The organism is Streptomyces chumphonensis (assembly GCF_014779715.1).
Taxonomy (GTDB): Bacteria; Actinomycetota; Actinomycetes; order Streptomycetales; family Streptomycetaceae; genus Streptomyces; species Streptomyces chumphonensis.
Map to the genome: position 1 here is coordinate 204,061 of NZ_JACXYU010000009.1, position 22,340 is coordinate 226,400.

The following is a 22,340-nucleotide window of genomic DNA, read 5'->3' on the forward strand; positions in this document are numbered from 1 at the left end:
TTCCCCAAGGGAAAGTAAAGCTGAGAGGGATCATGAACGGTACGATCGACGGTTTCAGCTACGGCGCCGTCACCCCGGTCGCCGGGTACCTGATGGCCGTGCTGGGCAGCGCGCTGGGCCTGCGGTGCGTGGCGCGGTGCGTGCACTACCAGCAGGGCTGGAAGCCCGGGTGGCTGGCGCTGGGGGCGGCCTGCATCGGCTGCGGCATCTGGACGATGCACTTCATCGCCATGACCGGCTTCCAGATCGAGGAAGCACCCATCCGCTACGACGTGGCGGTGACCGTGCTGAGTCTGGCCGTGGCGATCGTCGTGGTCGGCATCGGCGTGTTCATCGTCGGCTACCGGGGCGCGGGGGTCGTCACGCTCGTGTCGGCCGGAGCGATCACCGGCCTGGGCGTGGCCGCCATGCACTACCTCGGCATGTACGCCATGCACCTGCCGGGGAGCCTCCGGTACGACCCGTTCATCGTCGCCTTGTCGGTGGCCATCGCCCTCGGCGCCGCCATCGCCGCGCTGTGGGCGGCCGTGTCCATCCGGGGCTTCGCCTCCTCGCTCGGCGCCAGCCTGGTGATGGGTGTGGCCATCTCCGGCATGCACTACACCGGCATGGCGGCCGTCAGCGTCCACCTCCACAACGCCCCCGCCACCGGGGACGGGGCCACGCCGGTGTCGCTGCTGCTGCCCATGCTGCTGGGCCCGGTCGTCTTCCTCATCCTGGCCACGGCCATCGTCGTCATGGATCCCCTGTTCGTCGCCGGCGACACCGACGGCAGAAGAAACGGTTCGCCGAGCGCGGCCTCCCGGGGCCGCGGCCCGGAGTCGGCCCCGGCGCGTCCGCGGGCCGGCGCGCACCGCGCCGAGCGCGACAACCGGCCCGCCTGGTCGCCCCGGCCGGACCGGAACGCCACCCACGACCAGAGAGCCCCGCGGTGAGAGCATTCCTCGTGGTGCCGGCGTAGGCCGACGGGACGAGGAGGGCGTATGGGTGACGGGGTGACGGGGGAGTTCCGGGCGGCGCGGGACTTCCTGCTGCGACACCGGGAGGACTACGCGGCGGCGTACGCGGGGTTCCGGTGGCCGCGTCCGGAGCGGTTCAACTGGGCGCTGGACTGGTTCGACGTCATCGCCGAGGGCAACGGGGCGACGGCGCTGCACGTCGTCGAGGAGGACGGCAGCGAGGTCAGGGTCTCCTTCGCGGAGATGTCCCGCCGCTCGGCGCGGGTGGCCAACTGGCTGCGCGGCGTGGGGGTGGCGGCCGGGGACCGGGTGCTGGTCATGCTGGGCAACCAGGTGGAGCTGTGGGAGACGGCGCTGGCGGCGATGAAGCTGCGCGCGGTCGTCATCCCGGCCACTCCGCAGCTCGGTCCCGCCGACCTGCGGGACCGGGTCGCGCGCGGCGGGGTGCGGCACGTCGTCGTGCGGTCGGAGGACGCCGGGAAGTTCGACGCCGTGCCGGGCGCGTACACGCGCGTCGCGACGGGGGCGCCCGTCGAGGGGTGGCGGTCGTACGCGGAGGCGGAGGCGGCGGAGGACGCCTTCGAGCCGGACGGCGTCACCCACGCGCACGACCCGCTGCTGCTGTACTTCACCTCGGGGACGACGTCCCGGCCGAAGCTGGTGGAGCACACCCACGTCTCCTACCCGGTGGGCCACCTGTCCACGATGTACTGGATCGGGCTGCGCCCGGGGGACGTGCACCTCAACATCTCCTCGCCCGGGTGGGCGAAACACGCCTGGTCCAACCTGTTCGCGCCGTGGAACGCCGAGGCGACGGTCTTCATCCACCACTACGGCCGGTTCGACCCGGTCCGGCTGATGGCGGAGATGGACCGCGTCGGGGTGACGTCCTTCTGCGCGCCGCCCACCGTGTGGCGCATGCTCATCCAGGCGGACCTGGGGCTGCTGCGAACGCCCCCGCGCGAGGTGGTGGCGGCCGGGGAGCCGCTCAACCCGGAGGTCATCGAGGCGGTGCGGCGGGGCTGGGGCGTCGTCATCCGGGACGGCTTCGGGCAGACGGAGACCACGGTGCAGGTCGCCAACACCCCGGGCCAGCGGCTCAAGCCGGGGTCGATGGGACGGCCGTGCCCCGGCTACGCGGTGGAACTGCTCGACCCGGTGACCGGGGAGCCGGGAGCGGCGGAGGGTGAGATCGCCCTGGATCTCGCGCGGCGGCCCGTCGGGCTCATGACGGGCTACCACGGGGACGGCGAGCGCACGGCCTCGGTCATGGCGGACGGCTTCTACCGCACGGGCGACATCGGGGCCCGGGACGCCGACGGCTACGTGACGTACGTGGGCCGGGCGGACGACGTGTTCAAGGCGTCCGACTACAAGATCAGTCCTTTCGAGCTGGAGAGCGCGCTGCTGGAGCACGAGGCGGTGGCGGAGGCGGCCGTCGTGCCCGCGCCGGACCCGGTGCGGCTGGCGGTGCCGAAGGCGTACGTCGTCCTGGCGGCGGGCTGGGAGCCCGGTCCGGAGACGGCGCGGGCGCTGTTCGCGCACTCCCGCGCGGTGCTCGCGCCGTACCAGCGGGTCCGGCGCATCGAGTTCGCGGAGCTGCCGAAGACGGTCTCGGGGAAGATCCGCCGGGTGGAGCTGCGGGAGGCCACGGCCCGTGGTTCGGAGGCCGAGTACCGCGAGGGCGAGGTCTGAGCGGTGGTGGGGCCCGGGTACGGATCGGGGAGGGGTACGGGAGGGCGCCGGAGGCGTCCCGTCGGCCGCTCGTGGACGCCGCCGCGCCCGTCCGCGCGGGAAAGTTCGTGAAGTTCTTCACAAGGAAAAGTGCCCTGCGGGGCCGGAATCGTTGATTTCGGGGAGTGCTGAGCGCTCTTGTGGAGGTCGCGGACGGCGGTCGGCTGCGTTTCGCAGGTGTGGAAGTCCGTTTCCGCTGACCGGGGTTCCGCGCCTCGCGGCGGCAATCTCGCAGCTCACGGCGGGGGTGCAACGTGCGGTGAGATCGGTGGGTTCCCGGGTCCGGATGTGGCTCCGGTCACGGGGCGGCGGAGTGTAGCAGAACCGGCGGAAGTGCTTGTGAAGGGGCTCACGAGCGTGGCCCGATCAGGTGCTGGATACTCGATGGCATGAGCACCACGGAGCGTCCTCGAATCCTCGTCGTAGGTGGTGGGTACGTCGGTCTGTACGCAGCGCGCCGCATACTGAAGAAGATGCGGTACGGCGAGGCGACGGTGACCGTCGTCGACCCGCGCTCCTACATGACGTACCAGCCCTTCCTCCCCGAAGCCGCCGCCGGCTCCATCTCCCCCCGCCACGTCGTGGTGCCGCTGCGCCGCGTGCTGCCCAAGGCGGAGGTCCTCACCGGCCGGGTGACGGAGATCGACCAGGACCGGAAGGCGGCCACCGTCACCCCGCTGGTCGGCGAGGCCTACGAGCTGCCCTTCGACTACCTCGTCGTCGCGCTCGGCGCCGTCTCCCGCACCTTCCCGATCCCCGGTCTGGCCGAGCAGGGCATCGGCATGAAGGGCGTCGAGGAGGCCATCGGCCTGCGCAACCACGTCCTGGAGCAGCTCGACAAGGCCGACTCCACGCAGGACGAGGAGATCCGCCGCAAGGCGCTGACCTTCGTCTTCGTCGGCGGCGGGTTCGCCGGTGCCGAGACGGTCGGCGAGGTCGAGGACCTGGCACGGGACGCCGCGAAGTACTACCCGAGCATCAAGCGCGAGGACATGCGGTTCATCCTCGTCGACGTGGCCGACAAGATCCTCCCCGAGGTCGGCCCGGAGCTCGGCACGTGGGGCCTGGAGCACCTCCAGAAGCGCGGTGTCGAGGTCTACCTCAAGACCGGCATGGACTCCTGCGTCGACGGTCACGTGGTCCTGAACAACGGCCTGGAGGCGGACTCCAACACCATCGTGTGGACCGCCGGCGTCAAGCCCAACCCGGTGCTCTCCCGCTACGGCCTGCCGCTCGGTCCGCGCGGCCACGTCGACACCCAGCCGACCCTCCAGGTCACCGGCACCGACTACATCTGGGCCGCCGGCGACAACGCGCAGATCCCCGACCTCGCCGCGCGCGCGGCGGGCGTCGAGAACGCCTGGTGCCCGCCGAACGCCCAGCACGCGCTGCGCCAGGCCAAGGTGCTCGGCGACAACGTGATCTCGGGGCTGCGGGGCTTCCCGCAGGGCGACTACAAGCACGCCAACAAGGGTGCGGTGGCCGGTCTCGGCCTGCACAAGGGCGTCGCGATGATCGTCGTCGGCAAGTCCAAGATCCGGCTCAAGGGCCGCCTGGCCTGGTACATGCACCGCGCGTACCACGGCATGGCCGTCCCGACGTGGAACCGCAAGATCCGCGTCTTCGCCGACTGGACGCTCGGCATGTTCCTCAAGCGCGAGGTCGTCTCGCTCGGCGCGATGGAGAACCCGCGCGAGGAGTTCTACGAGGCCGCCCGCCCGGTTCCGGCCGCGGCGTCCGCCGGAGCGAAGGACGCCGGGGCGAAGGACGCCGACCGCACCAAGGCCCGCGCCTCGTAGCGGCGCGCGGCGAGAGAGCCGAGGAGCCGGAGCCGCAGAGCCCGGCAGCACGCCCGCAGGGGCCGCCCTCCATCCGTGGGGAGGGCGGCCCCTGCGGCGTGCCCGGGGTGCTCAGCGCTTCACCAGGCGGTTCCACACCGAGGGGTCGTAGGCGGTGATCACGGGGGCGGGGGCGCCGTCGGGCCAGGTGAAGGCGATGCCGGGGTTGTGGACGTCGGAGCCGTCGGGGAGGAAGAGGTGCGGGCTGCCCTGGACGGCCGGGCTCCGGGACTCCTCCCACTGGGCGAAGACGTCGGCCCGGTGGGTGCCCCGGCGCAGCGCGTCCTCCAGGCGTGCGGCGTCCACGAGCGGGCACCGTGCCGCGACGGCGACGACCTCGGTGTGCACGCTGACGCAGCGGGACTCGGCGTAGAGGGCGTGCCGCAGTGCGGCGTCGAGCTGGTCGCTCGCGGCGTACCCGTCGAGGTGCTTGACGGCCTGCACGGCCTCCATGGCGAGCAGCGTGGTCACGGCGTACTCGGCGTCCGGACGGCTCCAGGGCCGCCAGCGCAGGGCGGGCTCGACCGCCGCGACGGCGGCGACCTCCGGGTCGAGGATGTGCTTGGGCGTGGGGCGGGCGTTGAACAGCTCCAGGGGGAACGCGCGGTGGTCGACGGCCGGTTCGACGCCCTCCTCGCGGGCGGCCCGCCGCAGGTGGTGCAGGGCCAGGGAGGCCCAGGGGCAGCCGATGTCCGAGTAGACGGTGATGCGGTGGGCGTCGGTACGCATCGGTGCTCCTGTTCGGCGTGGGGGTGACGTGCCGCGCGCGCCGTCGCGGCGGAGCGGGGTCCGCCGCGACGGCGCGCGGCCCGGCCGGGGAGGGTGGCCGGGAGGGTGGGCGTCAGAGCCTGACGCGGTCGGTGTCCGCCGCCGACTCCGCCGCGCGCGGCTGGGCCGGGGGCGGCGGCGGGACGGCCGTGGCGTGCTCGGAGGGCACCGGGTCGGGGAGGACGGGGCGCTCGGCGTCCAGCCAGATCCCGGTCGGGGTGCCGAAGCGGGGCGTCTCCTCCCGGCCGTCGTAGACGATCTCGCCGCGCCGGACGGTCAGTTCGGGGCGGCCGGTGAAGGTCCAGCCCTCGTACGCCGACCAGCCGACCTTCGCCTGGGCGTGCTCGGCGGACATGATCCACGTCGTGTCCGGGTCGAAGACCGAGAAGTCGGCGTCCAGCCCGACGGCGATGCGGCCCTTGCGGGCCGTCAGCCCGAACAGCTCGGCGGGACGCTCGGCGGCGACCCGGGCGATGCGGACCATGACCTCGTCCTGCGGCATCTCCGGGTAGCGGCGCCGCATGCCGGTGTGCAGGGCGAGGAGCATCTCCTGGGTGCCGGGCAGCCCGGGCGGGGCGTCCGCGACGGCGAGGACCTTCTCCTCCTTGGTGTGCGGCGCGTGGTCGCTGCCGATGGTGGCGACGCCGCCGTCCATGACGGCCTCCCACAGCCGTCCCTGGTCCTTCAGGCAGCGGATCGCGGGGCGCAGTCGGATGCGGGCCCCCAGCCGCTGGGTGTCGGGTGCGGAGAAGGACAGGTGGTGCGGGGTGACCTCGTAGGTGATCGGCAGGCCGATCCGGTTGGCGGCCTTCAGCATGTCCGACTCCTCGGAGGAGGAGACGTGCAGGATGTGCGCCGCGGTGCCGTACTTGCGGACGAGGTCGATGACGCGGGAGGAGGCGACGATGCCGCCGCTGCGCGGGTGCGCGGACTCGTAGGCGTCGTAGCCGGCCGGGGGCTCCTGGGACTCGTCGATCAGCGAGAAGACGCCGTCGTCCTCGGCGTGCAGCACCAGCCGGATGCCGTGTTCGGCGGCGATGGCGAAGATGCGGTCCAGCACCACCGGGTCGCGGATGATGTTGGGCGCGGTGTGGTGGCCGGTCATGAAGACCTTGACCGTGGTGGCCTGCCGGGGTTCGAGCCGCCGCAGGTTCTCCACGCTGTCGACGGTGACGCCCATGTGGAACCGGTAGTCGACGAGCGAGTGGCCCGCGACCAGGGCCGCCTTGTCCGCCGCCGCCTCCGGCTCGACGAGCGGCGGCTCGGTGTTGGGCATGTCGATCACGGTCGTGACGCCGCCCGCCGCGGCGGCCCGGCTGCCGTGCGCCCAGTCCTCCTTGTGGGTGAGACCGGGGGTGCGGAAGTGGACGTGCGAGTCGATCAGTCCGGGCAGCAGGTACCGGCCGCCCGCGTCGATCGTCCGCTCGCCCGTCGGGGCCGAGCCGGCGGCGAAGATCGTGGCGATCCGCTCCCCCGACACCGCCACTCCACCGTCGTGCACCCCGTCGGGTGTCACCACCCGTGCACCGGTGATGACGAGATCGTGGTTAGTGCTCACCGCTCCTCCTGTCGTGTGCGGCGGGCGCGCCCGCCGTTCGGCGTTCCGTGTCGTGGTGCGGGTCTCGTGCGGTTGGTGCCGTTCCCGCGCGGACGTGTGGACGCGCGGCCGCGCGGGGCGTCAGGGCGTCAGGACGTCCAGGGGGCGCTCACCAGCTCCCGGCAGAGGTCGTTGATCGGTCCCATCAGGCCCACCGCGCGGGCGTCCCGGGCCAGCTTGTTCAGCGGGTGGTCCCGCAGGAACCCGGCGCTGCCCAGCAGCCGCAGCGCCTCGGCGGTGACCTCCTCGGAGACCTGGGAGGCGTGCAGCTTGCTGTGCAGGGTGGTGACGCCGGGGTCGGCGGTGTCCCGGCGGCCGGAGCTGTCCACCAGCGCACGGGCGGCGCAGACCTTGGCCTCCAGGTCCACCAGCCGGAAGCGGACGGCCTGTTGGCCGTCGAGGCCCCGCCGGACGGCGTGTGTGTAGGCGAGTCGGTACGCCGCTTCGGCGATGCCCAGGGAGACCGCGCCGAGGGTGGCCCCGGACTCGCGGACGCCGGCGATGATGCGCACCGCGTCGCCCACCGGGCCGAGGACGGCGGAGTCGGCCACCCGGCAGCCCGCCAGCTCGACGAAGCCGGTGGCGGAGGCCCGCATGCCGACGAGGTCCATGCCCGTGTTGGCGACGAGTCCGGGGTTGTCGGCCTCGATGAGGTAGAAGGTCTGCCCGTCGCTGCCGTAGGTGGAGATCGTCCGCGTCGGCTCTGAGGACTGGGCGAGCACGAGGTAGACCTGGGCGAGGCCGGCGCCGGTGGTGAAGGTCTTGGCGCCGTCGAGCACCCAGGCGCCGTCCACCCTGCGCGCCCGGGTGGCCAGGTTGCGCTTGTCGGCTCCGGCGCCCGACTCGCTCCAGGCGGAGGCCGCGATCCAGGAGCCGTCCGCCAGCTTCGGCAGGTACCGGTCCCGCTGCGCGGGGGTGCCCCACTCGCTGATGCGGGCACTCACGGCGTAGTGCTGGAACAGGATGATGGCGACCGACGGGTCGGCGGTGGCGACGAGTTCGATGAGCCGGTTGGTCAGCTCGGCGTCCCCGCCGTGGCCGCCGTACTCGGTGGCGATCGCGGCGCCGAGGATTCCCGAGGAGCGCAGTGCCTCGAACACCGCCTCCGGCAGGGCGTCGTCGGTGTCCGCCTGCGGCGCGCAGCGCCGCAGGGTCTCGCACAGCTCCGCGTAACGCCCGGCGAGTTCCGTCCGGCTGGGGACGGCCGGCCGGGTCAGACCGTCAGCGGTTGCCATGCCGTTTCCTCCTTGTAGTCGTAGTTCTTCAGCGAGCCGATGCAGTGCGGCTCGTCGAGCTGGGCCAGCTTGCGGCTGACGCTGACCCAGTGCAGGGTGTCGGCGCCGTCCCCCCGCCCGGCCACGGACGCGGCGGCGGCGGTGGACCCGCCGGGGGTGTCGATCTCGATGACGCCGCGCTGGAGCCCCGCCTCGCGGGCCAGCCGCTCGGGCACGGTGCCGGGGATGCTGGCGGCGCCGGCCAGGCAGGTGGTGCCGGTCAGGGCGATGCTGGGGTGCCACTTGGGCACCGAGATCGCCCGGACGGCCAGCCGTCCGGGGGTGTATCCGCCGACGGCGGCGATCTTCGGGAAGACGCCGTCGGTGGGCCACTGGAGCAGTTCGGCGGCGGCGACGCGGATCTCCAGCATCTGGGCGAACGTTTCGTCGCCGGCGCCGAAGAGCTTCTCCTCGGTGTCCAGGCCCAGTTCCCGGGCGTCGACGAAGACGTAGGGGTTGCCCATGGAGACCAGGGACGCGGCCTGGACGCCGCTCGGCGTCAGGAGCTGGTCGACGGGGTTGCCGGTGAGCAGGAGGTCGTCCAGCCGGGCCCCGGCGTCCTGGAGGAAGTGCACGGTGAAGCTGCCGCTGCGCCGCCGCGCCTCGTCGACCTCGACGACGACCTGGTCGCCGTTGTTCAGCACCCGCACCCGGACCCGGCCGCCGGGCGCGAGCCGGGGGAGCCACGCCTGGCCGTCGGCCGCGACCACCGACGCCAGGATCGAGTGGCCGCAGTTGCCGTTGAAGTCGAACCGGTCGACGCCGGTCGGCAGCCCCTGCACGAACCGGTAGTCCAGGTCGTACAGGGGGTGTTCGGACGGCGCGACCAGGGCGAACTTCAGGATGTCCTCGCGTCCGTGCTCCTCCAGCCACTCGCGCACGCGGGTGAGCACCGGGCGCAGCTCCGCGTTGTCCTTGGGCAGTTGCCGTTGGTCCAGCACGAGCGTGGGAGTGGGGGCTCCCACGGCACGCGCGATGTATCCGATCACACCGCCACCTCCGGGACTCGGTCGTCGAGCACGCGCTGTGCGGGGGTGGCCGAGCAGAACTGCTCCAGCCACAGTTCGTGGACCATGAGGGACCAGATCGCCATCGAGGCCCGGTCGTTGGGGGTCGTCGCCTGGGCCTGGAAGAGGGCCTCGACCTGCTGCGGGTCGAGCTGGCCCCGGTGGCGCAGCCGGCTGGGGGCGAGCAGGTCGCGCGCGTACTCCATGAGCGCCTGGCCCGGCTGGAGCATCGCGGTGACGGGCAGCGTGAAGGGCTGCTTGGGACGGTTGATGACGGAGGCGGGCAGCCGCCCGTCCGCCGCCGCGTACAGGACGCGCTTGCGCTTGCCGTCGGCCACCTTGAGGCCGGCCCGCAGGGTGCGGGCGTAGCGCACGACGCTGGGCTGGCAGAACGGCAGCCGCACCTCGACGGAGGCGGACATGCTCAGGTGGTCGACGCGGCGCAGGTGGTAGGACGGCAGCCGCCGGCCGATCTCGAACGCGGTGAGCGTCGACATCGTGTCCGGCTCCGTGCTCGCCCGCAGCTCCTCGGCGATCTCCTCCGAGACCGAGCCGTGGTCCGCGACGAAGGACCGGTAGTCGGAGGTGTAGAGCCGCTCCCGCAGCGTGGACGGCACCGCCGCCAGCGCCTCGACGTAGGCGGGCACCCAGTCCGTGCCGAAGGGGGCGTGGACGGCCTTGTAGATGCGGTCGTAGCCGCCGAACAGCTCGTCGGCGGCGTCACCGGTGATGGCGACCTTGAACCCGGCGTCGCGCACGGCGGCGAACAGCGCGTGGGTGCTCAGGGTGATCGGGTCGGCGTTGGGCTGGCCGAGGTGCCAGACGACGTCGGCGAGCAGCGACGGGAAGGTGGCCGGGTCGATCTCCACCTGGTGGTGCCGGGTGCCGGCGTACTCGGCCACCTCACGGGCGAACGCCCGCTCGTCGGACGGCCAGGTGCCGGTGTAGGCGATGTTGAAGGAGTGCAGGTCGCGCACCTTCTCGGCGGCCAGCACGGTGACGAAGCTGGAGTCCAGGCCGCCGCTGGTGATGGCGGACACGGGGACGTCGGCCTCGGTGAGCCGGTGCGTCTCGGTGCGCAGCAGGTCGAGGACGTGGGCGGCTGCCTCCGGCTCCGAGCAGTGCGGGGAGCGGGCCGCTCCGGTGACCGCCCGGGTGGTCATGTTCAGGCCGCCGTCGCGCGTCACCTTCACCGTCACGGCGGGCGGCAGCACGCGGACGCCCTCGAACATGGTCTGCTCGCCGAACGGCGTCTTCGTGGCGAGGTAGGCGTCCAGCCCGCCCTCCCACGGCGTCGCGCGCACGGTGCGGAAGGACAGCAGCGCCGGGAGTTCGGAGGCGAAGTACAGGTGCCGGCGGGCGGCGTCCCAGTGGTAGTACAGCGGCTTCATGCCGACCTCGTCGGTCACCAGCCACAGCGTGGGCTCGCCGCGCAGGTCCACCAGCGCGATCGAGTACATGCCGTCCAGGTGCTCGGCGAAGTCCGGTCCGTACTCGGCGTAGAGGGCGGGGATGACGGAGCCGTCGCAGGTGTCGGTGAAGTGGTGGCCCCGGGCCCGCAGCTTCTCGCGCAGCTCGTGGTGGTTGTAGATCTCGCCGTTGAACACGGCGATGACGTCCCGGCCCAGGGTGTAGGGCTGGTCGCCGCCGTCGAGGTCCATGATGGCCAGGCGGTTGTTGCCCAGTGCCCAGCCCTGGCCGCAGCGGTGGGTCTGGGCGTCCGGCCCGCCGTGCCGCTGGGCGGCGGCGACGGCGCGCAACTCGTTGGGCGTGGCCTGGGCGTCGAAATGGCCGAAGATCCTGCACATCTGTCAATCACCGAACCTTTGTCGATACACCGGCACGCTCGTAGAGGACCGGGTCGAAGGGAGTGGGGCCGCCGCAGGTGGCGAAGCGCGGGGCCGAGGGGTCGTCGACGGGATGGCGCGTGCCGTGCGGCACGCCGGGCGGCGCGTAGAGCACGTCGCCGGGCCGGGCGTCGTACCACGCGCCGTCCAGGTGCAGCTGCCCCTCGCCCTCGAAGGCGAAGAAGGCCTCCTCGCTCTCCGGGTGGACGTGCACGTTGAAGTACTCGCCGGGTTGCATGAAGCCGCAGTGCAGGCACAGTTGGGGCGAGCCCGTGCCGGGCCAGAAGAGGAAGTTCATCGTGGCGGTCTTCTCCGACGCCTCGTCGTTCCCGACGCCGGTGAAGCCCTTCAGCTGGGTCTCCTCGTTCCACAGCCGGGAGAAGCGGCGCGGCGCGGTGCCGGGGGAGCGGTCCGCGCGCAGGGTGGTGTGCCAGACGTAGGCGGTCAGGCCCGCGTCCTCGGCCGTCAGCCCGTAGGCGTCCCCGGTCGGCGCGTAGACGGTGTCGGCCCGCTCGACGCGCTGCTCCGCCGCACCGGACGCGGCGGTGCCGGAGCCGGCGAACACCACGACGACGTTCTCCTCGGCGACCGACTCCTCCGGTCGCCAGGCACCGCCCGGCGGTATGCGCACGACGTCCAGGCGGACGATCCGCGCGCCCAGGTGCGGGCCGACCGCGGTGGCGACGGAGCAGCCCTCACGGGGCTGGAACTCCAGCGCGCTCGCGGAGATCACGGCACCCCGTGCCGTTGCGGTACTGGTGGGCGTCATGGCGAGTTCCTCTCGTTCTTCGGGTACCGGGGAGCCGGGAGCCGGGCCGCTCATGCCGCCGCCCGCTCCGCGAGCAGGAGGGTGTCGACGACGTCCTCGAAGCTGTCGTGCACGGCCCCGCCCGCCGGTGCCGCGAGCGCGGTCAGCTCCGCGCGCCCGCCGATGCCGTAGGTCACGCCGACGGGCAGCATCCCGGCGGCCCGTGCCATGCGCAGGTCGGTCGTGGTGTCGCCGACGTAGGCGCACCGGTCGGCCGGGACGCCCAGGGCCGTCGCGGCCGCGAGCCCCATCTCCGGGTCCGGCTTGCCCCGACCGACCATGTCCTGGCCGATGACGACGGGGAAGTGCGCGGAGATCTCCATGGCGTCCAAAAGCGCGTGCGCACTTCCGGCGATCTTGGACGTGGCGACGGCCAGCGGCAGGCCCGCCTCGTGGAGCCGCTCCAGCCCTTCCCGCACCCCGGCGTGCACGAGCCAGCGGCCCGAGCCGAGCACGTCCTCCTCGAACAGGGCCCGGTAGCGGCGTACGGCCCGGCAGATCTCGGGGTCGGTGGCGGGCAGGGCGAGCAGCTCGGCGAAGGCGGCCTCCAGCGGGGTGCCGATGGTCGGCCGGGCCCGCTCCGGGGTGACCCGCCGGCCGTGCTCCGCGCAGACGCGGACCAGGAGCCGGCCGATCGCGCACGGGGTGTCGGCGAGCGTTCCGTCGAGGTCGAACAGGGCGGCGCGGAGCGCGACCCGTCCGTGGGCGCTCACGGCCGCGCTCCGGGCGTACGGGACAGGGCGACGGCCAGGTCCCCCGCCGTGCGGGCGGTGCTCACCAGGACGGCGCGGTGGGCCTCGTCCCCGGCGGCGCCGGTGGCCCGGGCGACCGCCTTCGTCAGGTACGGGGTGATCCCGGGGCCGGTGACGCCGGACCGGTCGGCGTCGGCCAGCGCGCGGCGCAGCACGCTCGCCACCGCGTCGCGGTCCAGCGCGTGCGCCTCGTCGATCGGGGTGGTCACGAGGGCTCCGCCGGGCAGGCCCAGGTCCCAGTGGGTGCGCAGGGCGCGGGCTATGTCGGCCAGATCATCCATGCGCTGAGGGTTGCGCAGGCCACTCGACCGGCAGTAGAAGGCCGGGAAGTCCGCGCAGCGGTAGCCGATGACGGGCACGCCGAGGGTCTCCAGGTACTCCAGCGTCGGCCGCGCGCACAGGACGTTCTCGGCCCCGGCGCACACGACGGCGACCTTGGTGCGGGCGCACTGGGTGAGATCGGCCGAGACGTCGAACGTCCCGCCCGCGCCCGGATGCACCCCGCCGACCCCGGCGGCGGAGAACACCGGGATGCCGGCCAGTTCGGCACCGACGAGGGCGGCGGCGACGGTCGTCGCGCCGAGCCCTCCGGAGGCGATGGCGGCCCCGATGCCCCCGCTGCCGACCCTGGCGACGCGGTCGGCCGGTGCGGTGGCGAAGCGCTCGATGTCCACGCCGTCCATGCCGATGACGAAGCGGCCGTCGGCGATGCCCACGGTCGCGGGGATCGCGCCGGCCTCCCGGACGGCCTTCTCGACGGCGGCAGCCGTCTCGACCGGGCCGGGGGACGGCGGCCCGTGGGCGAGCGTCGCCGACTCCAGGGCGACGATCGGCCGCCGCTCCAGGAGCGCTTCGTGCACCTCCTCGTGGATCTCGACCAGGGCATGCACCCGGCCACTCCTCTCCTGTGGGGGGTTCCCTCGTCCGTCCCGCCCGGATTCCGCCGGTGTCCCGGCGCTGAAGGTCTGTTCAGTCGTGCGCGTGCCGCCGCGTGCGACGGCCGGTGCGGCCGGTGTGCTCTTCGGGCGCCGGGGCCCGGGGCCCGGCGCGGGCGGGGCCACGCGCCGGGCGGCCGGTCAGGCGTTGCTGCGGTCGGTCAGTTGGTGGTTGACGACCGCCAGGTACTCGCGCGGCGTCTCCGCCTCGGCCACGGCGTCCTCGTCCAGCGTCAGCTCGAAGTCGCGCTCGATCCGGCCGGTGGTCTGGAGCACGGCCAGGGAGTCGTAGCCGAGGTCGGCGAACGGGGTGTCGAGCACGTCGCCCTCGAGGTTGACGCTCTCGTCCTCGCCCGCGCATTCGCGCAGCAGGGTGGTCAGGTCGTGGATGGACATCTCGGGCACGGTGGTCGCTCCTTCTGATGGGTGGGAGGTGGAGGAAGGGAGCTGAAGGTGGGCGGGGCGTCCGGTGGGCCGGGGCCCGCCGTCCGGGCCCGGTGGCTCAGCCGGCCGGGGCGCGCAGGACGGTGGCGGCGTTGAACCCGCCCCGGCCGCGCGCCAGCACCAGGGCCGTGCGCAGCGGCAGGGGCCGGGCGGTGGTGACGAGGTCCAGGGGGCAGTCCTCGGCCGGTGCGGCCACGTGCACGGTCGGCGGGACGACCTGGTCGCGCAGGGCGAGCAGGGCGGCCGCGACGTCCAGCGCGCCGCCGCCCGCCGCGAGGCGTCCGGTCATGGTCTTCGGCGCCGTCACCGGCACGCCGCGCGGGCCGAACAGCTCGGCCAGGGCCCGGGCCTCGGCCACGTCGTCGGCGCGCACTCCGGCCGCGTCGGCGAAGACGACGTCCACGTCGCCGGGGGCCAGTCCGGCGTCGGCCAGGGCGAGGGCGGCGGCGTCCCGCAGGCGGGGGGCGCCGCCCGTGCCGGGCGCGGGGTCGAACGTCGCCGCGTAGCCGCTCACGCGGCCGTAGACCTCGGCGCCGCGCGCGCGGGCGGCGGCGGCGTCCTCCAGGACGAGCAGCGCGCCGCCCTCCCCGACGACGTGCCCGTTCGCGTCGGCGGAGAACGGCAGGTAGGCGGTGGCGGGGTCGCGGCGCGTGCTCAGCCGGCCGTCGGCCAGGTGCGCGGCCCAGCCCCACGGGCACAGCGAGGAGTCGACGCCCCCGGTGACCAGCACGCCGATGCCCTTGCGCAGTTGCCGCCGGGCCTGGGCGAGCGCGTCGAGGCCGCCCGTCTGCTCGGTGACGAGCACCCCGCTCGGGCCGCGCAGCCCGTGCCGGATGGAGATCTGGCCGGTGTTGACGGCGTAGAACCAGGCGAAGGACTGGTAGGCGCTCACATGGGCGCCGCCCCGGCTCCACAGCGCCTCCAGCTCGCGCTGGCCGAACGCGAAGCCCCCGGCCGAGGCGGCCGTCACCACGCCCGCGCCGTACTCCGGGAGTGCGGCGGCGTCCACGCCCGCGTCGTCCAGCGCCTCCCGGGCGGCGGCGAACGCGAGCCGCGTCATGTGGTCGGTCTGCGGCAGCAGCCGGCTGGGGACGTGTGCGGCCGGGTCGAAGCCGGGCACCTCCCCGGCCAGGGTGGCGGGGTAGCGCTCCCCGTCGAAGCGGGTCAGCGGGCCGATGCCGCTCTCCCCGGCGAGGGTCGCCCGCCACCACGCCCGGGTGCCCAGGCCGTTCGGTGCCGCGACGCCGATGCCGGTGACGACGGCCTGCGCGCCGCTGCCGTCCGGGCCGTCCGGGCCGGGCGCGGCGGCGCCGCGCGGGTGGGTCTCGGTGAGGGTCATGCGGGCTCTCCGGGCTCGGCGGGACGCGGGCGGGTGAGGACCATGGCGCTCTGGAACCCGCCGAATCCGCTGCCGACGCTCAGCACGGTGTCGGTGCGCTGCTCGCGGGCGGTGAGCGGGGTGTAGTCGAGGTCGCACTCGGGGTCGGGCTCGCGCAGGTTCGCCGTCGGGGGCACGGTGTTGTGCTCGATGGCCAGCGCGCTCGCGGCGACCTCCAGGGAACCGATGGCACCCAGCGAGTGCCCGATCATCGACTTGATGGAGCTGACCGGGACCGCGTGGGCGTGGCTGCCGAGGCTGCGCTTGAAGGCGGCCGTCTCGTGCCGGTCGTTCTGCTTGGTGCCCGAGCCGTGCGCGTTGACGTAGTCCACCGCGCTCGGGTCCAGCCGGGCCTCGTCCAGGGCGACGCGGATGGCCTCGGCCATCTCCGCGCCGTCCTTGCGCAGCCCGGTCATGTGGTAGGCGTTGCAGCGGCTGGCGAACCCGGCGATCTCGGCGTAGACGTGCGCCCCCCGGCGGCGGGCCGCGGCCAGCTCCTCCAGCACGAGCACGGCCGAGCCCTCGCCGAGCACGAAGCCGTTGCGGGTGCGGTCGAAGGGGCGGGAGGCCGTCCCGGGGTCGTCGTTGCGCGGGGAGGTCGCCTTGATCGCGTCGAAGCAGGCCACCGTGATCGGGGAGATCGGCGCCTCGGTGGCCCCGGCCACCATGACGTCGGCGCTGCCCTCGCGGATCAGCTCGACGGCGTGGCCGATGGCGTCCAGCCCGGAGGTGCAGCCGGTGGAGACCAGCGAGACGGGCCCCTGGGCGCCCGCGCGCCGGGCCACCTCGGCCGCCATCGAGCTGGGCACGAAGTAGTCGAACAGGTGCGGGACGGCCAGCTCGTGGTCGACGAGCCAGCCGGAACCGCCCCGGCTTACGGTGTTGTACTCGACGTCCAGCCCCATCGTGCAGCCCACCGCGCTGCCGAGCGTCACCCCGAGGCGGACGGGGTCGGCGGCGTCCCCGAGGCCGCTGTCCGCCAGCGCCTCCCGGGAGCTGACGACGGCGAACTGGGCCGCGCGGTCCAGGCGCCGCGCCTCCTCGGCGGTGAAGCCGTGGTCGAGCGGGTCGAAGTCGGCCTCGGCGGCGATGCGGGAGCGGAAGGCGCCCGCGTCGAAGAGCGAGATGCCCCGGGTCGCGGTCCGTCCGGCCGTCAGCAGGGACCAGAACTCCTTCGTCCCCACCCCACCTGGGGCGACCACCCCGATCCCGGTGATGGCGACACGTCGGTTCATCGGCTTCCCTCCACGGCGGAACTCCTGAGGACGACGCGGCAGGCCCGGCCGAGCAGCCGGGGCAGCGCCGCGTCACGGACGAAGAAGTGGTCACCGGTGACGGTGCGTTCGGCGTACCGCCCGGTGGTCCAGCGGCGCCAGCCCGCCATCACCTCCGGGCCCGCCAGCGCGTCCCCGTCACCCGAGACGGCCAGCAGCGGGACGTCCAGCGGCCCGTCGGCGCCCGCCCGCAGCGCGGTGGCCAGCCGCAGGTCGTCGCGGAGGACGCCGAGGGCCGAGCGCCGCCAGATACCCCCGGCCGGCGCCTCCGGGGGCACGGCGCCGAGGCCGGTGAGGACGGCGAGCAGCTCCTCGTCGGGCAGGTCGGCGGCGTCGGTCAGCGCCACGGCCGCGTCCGGCGGCGGACACGCCCCGACGGCGACGAGCGCCGGTCCCGGGCGGCCCGCCCGGTGCAGGGCGCGGGCCACCGAGTAGGCGACGAGCCCGCCCAGACTGTGCCCGTACAGGACGTAGGGCCCCTGCGGCGGCGGGCCGTTGTGGCGCAGCAGGTCGGCGAAGAGGGCGCGGGCCCCGGTCACCCGGGGCTCGCGGCGCCGGCGGTCGCGGCCGGGCAGCAGCACCGGGCGCGGCTCCACGCCCCGGCCGAGGGAGGCGGACCAGCGGGCGAAGGCCGAGGTGCCGGCGCCCGCGTGCGGCACGCAGTAGAGCGGCACGGGCCCCGGCCCCGGCTCACCCATCGCCGTCCCCCTCCACGAGCGGCTTCCACCAGCCGGGGTGGGCGCGGTACCACTCGACGACGGAGGCCAGGCCCTCGTCCAGCGACCGGCGCGGCGCGTAGCCCAGTTCGGCGCGGATCTTCGCGTCGTCGATGGCGTACCGCAGGTCGTGGCCCTTGCGGTCGGCCACCCGCCGGACGCGGTCCCGGTCGGCGCCGCACAGCTCCAGCAGCCGCTCGGTCATCTCCCGGTTGCTGAGGGCCGTCGCGCCGCCGATGTTGTAGACCTCGCCGGCCCGGCCGCCGGTGAGGACGAGCTGGATCGCCCGGCAGTGGTCCTCCACGTGCAGCCACTCCCGGACGTTGGCGCCCTCCCCGTACAGCGGCACGGTCAGTCCGCGCAGCAGCCGCGTGACGAACAGCGGGATCAGCTTCTCGGGGTGCTGGTGCGGCCCGTAGTTGTTGGAGCAGCGCGTGACGCGCACGTCCAGCCCGTGGGTGCGGTGGTAGGCGCGTGCCAGCAGGTCGCTGCCCGCCTTGGAGGCGGAGTAGGGCGAGTTGGGCAGCAGCGGCTCGTCCTCCGTCCAGGCGCCCGAGGCGATGGAGCCGTACACCTCGTCGGTGGAGACGTGCACGACGGGACCGGTCCCGGTGTGCAGGCAGGCGTCGAGCAGGCTCTGCGTGCCCAGCACGTTGGTGACGACGAAGGCGGACGCGCCGTCCACCGAGCGGTCCACGTGCGACTCGGCGGCGAAGTGCACCACCGCGTCGTGGCCGGGCAGCACCTGCCGCAGCAACTCCTGGTCGCACACGTCCCCGTGCACGAACGTGAGGCGCTCGTGGTCCATCGGCAGGTTGTCGGTGTTGCCCGCGTAGCTCAGCTTGTCCAGGGCGGTGACCCGGGCCCCCTCGTACCCCGGGTACCCGTCGGCGAGCAGCGTGCGCACGTAGTGCGAGCCGATGAAGCCGGCCCCGCCGGTGACCAGGATCCTCATGCCGGCACCGCCGCGAGCCGTTCGCCCACCGCCGCGCGCAGCAGCCGGGCGACCTCGCGGACGTCGGCGTCGCTCAGCCCCGGGTGCAGCGGCAGGCACAGCGTGCGCTCCGCCGCCCGGTCGGTGCCGGGCAGGTGCGCGTCCCGGCCGCCGTAGACGGGCACCTTGTGCAGCGGCGCGTACCGGAAGGTGGTGTAGACGCCCTTGCCGTACAGGTCGGACGCCACGGCGTCGCGGATCCGGGGCGGCATCTGCACCCAGTAGAAGTAGTGCGTGCTCTCCTGCCCCGGGGGCGGGGCGGGCGGCAGCAGCAGCTCGGGGACGTCGCGCAGTTCCCGGTCGTACAGGGCGCAGATCTCCCGGCGGCGGCCGACCAGCTCCGGCAGCCGGCGCAGCTGCACGGCGCCGATCGCGGCGGTGAGGTCGTTGCCGATGACGCGGCGGCCCGGCTCGGGGATGTCCATCTCCCACCAGCGGGCGGAGATCTTCGCGTAGCCGAAGCCGCTGGGCTGGGCGAGCCCGTGGTAGGCCAGCCGCCGGGCCCGCGCGGCCCGGTCCGCGTCCTTCACGTAGAGCATGCCGCCGTCCCCCGTGACGAGGACCTTCATGGCGTCGAAGCTCCACATCGCGGCGTCGCCGAAGGTGCCGACGGCCCGGCCGTCCACGCGGGAGGCGACGGAGCAGGCCGCGTCCTCCACCAGGGCGATCCCGGCCGCGGCGCAGCGCTCCGCGATGCGCACCACGTCGCCGGGCACGCCGCCGTAGTGGAGGACCACCACGGCCTTCGTGCGCGGGGTGAGCGCCCGCTCCACGTCCTCGGCGGTGGGGTTGAGCGTGCGGGGGTCGACGTCGCAGAAGACCGGCCGGGCGCCGCAGGTCAGGACGGCGTTGGCGGCGGCGACGAAGCTGGGGGAGGGCAGCACGACCTCGTCGCCCTCGGCGAGGTCGAGCGACTCCAGGGCCAGGAACAGGCCGGACGTGCCCGAGTTGAGGAACAGGACGTGGTCTGCGTCGACACCGAGATGCTCGGCGAACGCCGCCTCGAACGCCTTCGTCCGAGGTCCGTGGCCGAGCCACCTGTCGTCGAACACCTCGGCGACGGCGGCGAGTTCCTCCGCGCCCACCTGAGGCTGAAACAGATTGATCATGATCGCCCCTCATGTCGGACGTAGCCGTTTTCGACCGTGGGCCGCGACGCTCGACGCACCGTCGAAGGGCGATCGCGCCGGCGCCGCCGGGGCCGCGGCGCTCGGTTCGGACACCAGATCGGTTCGAGCCCTGTTCCAGAGGCATCTGTGACGTTGCTGGCGCGAGTGCGCCGGGAGCACGCCCCGCGGCGCGGCACCGACCGGCCATCGACCGCCCACCGGAGGAGAGCTCATGTCGGAGCAGGAACAGCGGGTCGCCCTCGTCACCGGCGCGACCAGCGGTATCGGCCTGGCCGTGACCCGGCTGCTGGCCGGGACCGGACACCGGGTCTTCCTCTGCGCCCGCGGCGCGGACGCCGTGGCCGCCACCGTCAAGGAACTGCGTGACGAGGGGCTGGAGGTCGACGGCACGTCCTGCGACGTGACCGCGCCCGAGGACGTCCGCCGGTTCGTGCGCGCCGCCGTCGACCGCTACGGCACCGTCGACGTCCTGGTCAACAACGCGGGCCGGTCCGGCGGCGGCCCCACCGCCGACCTCACCGACGAGCTGTGGCTCGACGTCATCGACACCAACCTCACCAGCGTCTTCCGCATGACCCGCGAGGTGCTCACCACCGGCGGGATGCGGGAGAAGGACCGGGGCCGGATCGTCAACATCGCCTCCACCGCCGGCAAGCAGGGCGTCGTCCTGGGCGCGCCCTACTCCGCGTCCAAGCACGGCGTCGTCGGCTTCACCAAGGCCCTCGGCAACGAACTGGCCCCCACCGGTATCACCGTCAACGCCGTGTGCCCGGGGTACGTCGAGACGCCGATGGCCCAGCGCGTACGACAGGGCTACGCCGCCGCCTACGACGCGACGGAGGAGCAGATCCTGGCCAGGTTCCAGGCCAAGATCCCCCTCGGCCGCTACTCCACCCCAGAGGAGGTGGCCGGCCTCGTCGGCTACCTCGTCACCGACACCGCCGCGTCCATCACCGCACAGGCGCTCAACGTCTGCGGCGGGCTGGGCAACTTCTGACCCCCCTTCTCCCCGAGGAGCGCTTGATGACCGTGCGAGAGGTCGAGCACGACATAACGATCGACGCCCCGGCGGCCGAGGTGTACCGGCTCATCGCCGAGGTGGAGAACTGGCCGCGCATCTTCCCGCCGACGGTCCACGTGGACCACGTCGAGAAGGGCGAGCGCGAGGAGCGCATCCGCATCTGGGCCACCGCCAACGGCGAGGCGAAGAACTGGACGTCCCGCCGCACCCTGGACCCGGAGGCCCTGCGCATCACCTTCCGTCAGGAGGTGCCCGCCGCCCCGGTGGCGCGGATGGGCGGCACCTGGGTCATCGAGGCCCTGGACGCGCTGCGCTGCCGCGTCCGGCTGCTGCACGACTACCGCGCCGTGGACGACGACCCGGACAAGCTCGCCTGGATCGACCGGGCCGTCGACCGCAACAGCCGCTCCGAACTCGACGCGCTCAAGGCCAACGTCGAGCTCGCCACCGGCTCGGCCGAGCTGACGCTCTCCTTCGAGGACTCCGTGACGATCAACGGCTCCGCGAAGGACGTCTACGACTTCATCAACGAGGCCCAGCACTGGAAGCAGCGGCTGCCGCACGTCGCCCGGGTCGACCTGCGCGAGGACACCCCCGGCCTGCAGATCCTGCGCATGGACACCCTCACCAAGGACGGCTCCTCCCACACCACCGAGTCGGTGCGCGTCTGCTTCCCGCACCACCGCATCGCCTACAAGCAGACGACGCTGCCCGCCCTCATGACGCTGCACACCGGCTACTGGCACCTCGTGGAGGACGCCGACGGCGTCACCACCGCCACCTCGCAGCACACCGTCGTCCTCAACGCGGGCAACATCCCGGCCATCCTCGGCGCCGACGCGGACGTCCGGGACGCCCGGGAGTTCATCCGCAACGCCCTGGGCACCAACAGCCGCGCCACCCTCGGCCACGCCCGCGAGTACGCCGAGAAGGCCCGCCGGTGACCTCCCCCCGGCGGCGCACCTGGCTGGTGACCGGCGCCTCGCGCGGACTCGGCCGCGCCGTCACCGAGGTCGTGCTGGAGGCCGGCGACGTCGTCGTGGCCACCGCCCGGGACACCGCGGGCCTGGCCGGGCTCGTGGAACGCTTCGGCGACCGCGTCGTGCCGCTCGCGCTCGACGTCACCGACCGGCAGGCGGTCCGCGCGGTGGTCGCCGAGGCCGCCGAACGCGCCGGTGGCGTCGACGTGCTGCTCAACAACGCGGGCTACGGCCTCTCCGGCGGCGTCGAGGAGGTCGGCGAGCAGCAGGCCCGCGACCAGCTGGACGTCAACCTGTTCGGCGCCCTGTGGGTCACCCAGGCCGTGCTGCCGGTGATGCGGCGGCAGGGCGGCGGCCACATCCTCCAGATGTCCAGCATCGCGGGCATCGCCACCTACCCCAACCTCGGCCTGTACTGCGCGAGCAAGTGGGCGCTGGAAGGGCTCAGCGAGGCGCTCGCCCAGGAGGTCGCGGGCTTCGGCATCCGCGTCACGCTCGTGGAGCCCGGGGAATTCCGCACCGACTGGAGCGCGGGCTCCATGGTGCGGGCCACCCCCATGCCGGAGTACGACGAGGTGCTGGCCAAGCGCCGGCACGGCATGTCCGGCGCCTACGCCCACCTCCAGCCCGGCGACCCGCGCAAGGCGGGCGAGGCGCTGCTGAAGCTCGTCGACGCCGACGAGCCCCCGCTGCGCCTCCTGCTCGGGACGAGCGCCGCCGACCTCGCCCCGCGCCTGCTCCGCGAGCGGCTCGCGGAATGGGAACGCTGGGACGCCCTCGCCCGCACCACGGACCACGACCGGTGAGCGCCGCCACGGCGCCGTCACGCGCCCCGCACCCGGCGTCGTCGCGCTCCCGTGCGCCCCGGCGCCGGGCGGGGAGGC

Annotated in this window: 20 protein-coding genes; 6 read left to right on the forward strand and 14 right to left on the reverse strand. The window is 73.8% G+C overall.

What is annotated here, in order from left to right; all coding sequences use genetic code 11:
* Positions 1-32: 32 nt before the first annotated feature.
* The 3 genes from IF129_RS17930 to IF129_RS17940 all read left to right on the forward strand — a co-directional run bounded on the left by IF129_RS17930 (position 33) and on the right by IF129_RS17940 (position 4,492).
* Entirely contained in the window at positions 33-935 is a 903-nt protein-coding gene (locus IF129_RS17930) for an MHYT domain-containing protein (protein WP_191210704.1), read from the forward strand.
* Positions 936-983: 48 nt separating this feature from the next.
* Complete coding sequence (locus IF129_RS17935) at positions 984-2,654, forward strand: AMP-binding protein (protein ID WP_191210705.1); 1,671 nt, start codon at positions 984-986, stop codon at positions 2,652-2,654.
* Positions 2,655-3,082: 428 nt separating this feature from the next.
* On the forward strand, positions 3,083-4,492 hold the full coding sequence (locus IF129_RS17940) for an NAD(P)/FAD-dependent oxidoreductase (protein ID WP_191210706.1): 1,410 nt from the start codon (positions 3,083-3,085) through the stop codon (positions 4,490-4,492).
* 111 nt (positions 4,493-4,603) lie between these two features.
* Here IF129_RS17940 and IF129_RS17945 read toward each other — a convergent pair whose 3' ends face one another.
* From IF129_RS17945 to IF129_RS18010, 14 genes are all read right to left on the reverse strand, one after another.
* On the reverse strand, positions 4,604-5,260 hold the full coding sequence (locus IF129_RS17945; RefSeq protein ID WP_191210707.1) for a DsbA family oxidoreductase: 657 nt from the start codon (positions 5,258-5,260) through the stop codon (positions 4,604-4,606).
* Between the two features lie 112 nt (positions 5,261-5,372).
* Positions 5,373-6,857, reverse strand: coding sequence for a dihydroorotase (locus IF129_RS17950; protein ID WP_191210708.1), 1,485 nt, complete (start codon positions 6,855-6,857; stop codon positions 5,373-5,375).
* A 128-nt stretch (positions 6,858-6,985) separates the two neighbouring features.
* Positions 6,986-8,131 (reverse strand): acyl-CoA dehydrogenase family protein, encoded by a 1,146-nt coding sequence (locus tag IF129_RS17955; protein WP_191210709.1) that lies wholly within the window; start codon positions 8,129-8,131, stop codon positions 6,986-6,988.
* On the reverse strand, positions 8,110-9,159 hold the full coding sequence (locus IF129_RS17960; RefSeq protein WP_191210710.1) for a PrpF domain-containing protein: 1,050 nt from the start codon (positions 9,157-9,159) through the stop codon (positions 8,110-8,112). Before IF129_RS17960 ends, IF129_RS17955 begins: the two co-directional genes overlap by 22 nt.
* Entirely contained in the window at positions 9,156-10,985 is a 1,830-nt protein-coding gene (gene asnB / locus IF129_RS17965) for an asparagine synthase (glutamine-hydrolyzing) (RefSeq protein WP_191210711.1), read from the reverse strand. The genes IF129_RS17960 and asnB overlap by 4 nt, the downstream gene beginning before the upstream one ends.
* Positions 10,986-10,992: 7 nt before the next feature.
* Positions 10,993-11,793, reverse strand: a complete 801-nt coding sequence (locus IF129_RS17970) for a cupin domain-containing protein (RefSeq protein WP_191210712.1) — start codon at positions 11,791-11,793, stop codon at positions 10,993-10,995.
* A 50-nt stretch (positions 11,794-11,843) separates the two neighbouring features.
* Positions 11,844-12,545, reverse strand: a complete 702-nt coding sequence (locus tag IF129_RS17975; RefSeq protein WP_191210713.1) for an HAD family hydrolase — start codon at positions 12,543-12,545, stop codon at positions 11,844-11,846.
* Complete coding sequence (locus IF129_RS17980) at positions 12,542-13,474, reverse strand: pseudouridine-5'-phosphate glycosidase (RefSeq protein WP_191210714.1); 933 nt, start codon at positions 13,472-13,474, stop codon at positions 12,542-12,544. Before IF129_RS17980 ends, IF129_RS17975 begins: the two co-directional genes overlap by 4 nt.
* 186 nt (positions 13,475-13,660) lie before the next feature.
* Positions 13,661-13,915, reverse strand: a complete 255-nt coding sequence (locus IF129_RS17985) for an acyl carrier protein (protein WP_191210760.1) — start codon at positions 13,913-13,915, stop codon at positions 13,661-13,663.
* 106 nt (positions 13,916-14,021) lie between these two features.
* Positions 14,022-15,302, reverse strand: coding sequence for a ketosynthase chain-length factor (locus tag IF129_RS17990; RefSeq protein WP_191210715.1), 1,281 nt, complete (start codon positions 15,300-15,302; stop codon positions 14,022-14,024).
* A complete protein-coding gene (locus IF129_RS17995; RefSeq protein ID WP_191210716.1) occupies positions 15,299-16,576 on the reverse strand; it encodes a beta-ketoacyl-[acyl-carrier-protein] synthase family protein in 1,278 nt (425 codons plus the stop codon). The genes IF129_RS17990 and IF129_RS17995 overlap by 4 nt, the downstream gene beginning before the upstream one ends.
* Positions 16,573-17,313 (reverse strand): thioesterase II family protein, encoded by a 741-nt coding sequence (locus IF129_RS18000; protein ID WP_191210717.1) that lies wholly within the window; start codon positions 17,311-17,313, stop codon positions 16,573-16,575. Before IF129_RS18000 ends, IF129_RS17995 begins: the two co-directional genes overlap by 4 nt.
* Positions 17,306-18,286, reverse strand: a complete 981-nt coding sequence (gene rfbB / locus IF129_RS18005) for a dTDP-glucose 4,6-dehydratase (RefSeq protein ID WP_191210718.1) — start codon at positions 18,284-18,286, stop codon at positions 17,306-17,308. Before rfbB ends, IF129_RS18000 begins: the two co-directional genes overlap by 8 nt.
* Positions 18,283-19,434, reverse strand: a complete 1,152-nt coding sequence (locus tag IF129_RS18010) for a DegT/DnrJ/EryC1/StrS family aminotransferase (protein ID WP_191210719.1) — start codon at positions 19,432-19,434, stop codon at positions 18,283-18,285. Before IF129_RS18010 ends, rfbB begins: the two co-directional genes overlap by 4 nt.
* A gap of 232 nt (positions 19,435-19,666) precedes the next feature.
* On the opposite strand from IF129_RS18010, the gene IF129_RS18015 reads away from it, so the two are divergent.
* The 3 genes from IF129_RS18015 to IF129_RS18025 are packed head-to-tail and all read left to right on the forward strand — an operon-like array spanning position 19,667 to position 22,262.
* On the forward strand, positions 19,667-20,452 hold the full coding sequence (locus IF129_RS18015; protein ID WP_191210720.1) for a 3-oxoacyl-ACP reductase: 786 nt from the start codon (positions 19,667-19,669) through the stop codon (positions 20,450-20,452).
* A gap of 26 nt (positions 20,453-20,478) precedes the next feature.
* Positions 20,479-21,420 carry an aromatase/cyclase gene (locus tag IF129_RS18020; protein ID WP_191210721.1) on the forward strand — a complete coding sequence of 314 codons (942 nt, stop codon included), beginning with the start codon at positions 20,479-20,481 and terminating at the stop codon, positions 21,418-21,420.
* A complete protein-coding gene (locus tag IF129_RS18025; protein WP_318153816.1) occupies positions 21,417-22,262 on the forward strand; it encodes an oxidoreductase in 846 nt (281 codons plus the stop codon). Before IF129_RS18020 ends, IF129_RS18025 begins: the two co-directional genes overlap by 4 nt.
* Positions 22,263-22,340 lie beyond the last annotated feature (78 nt).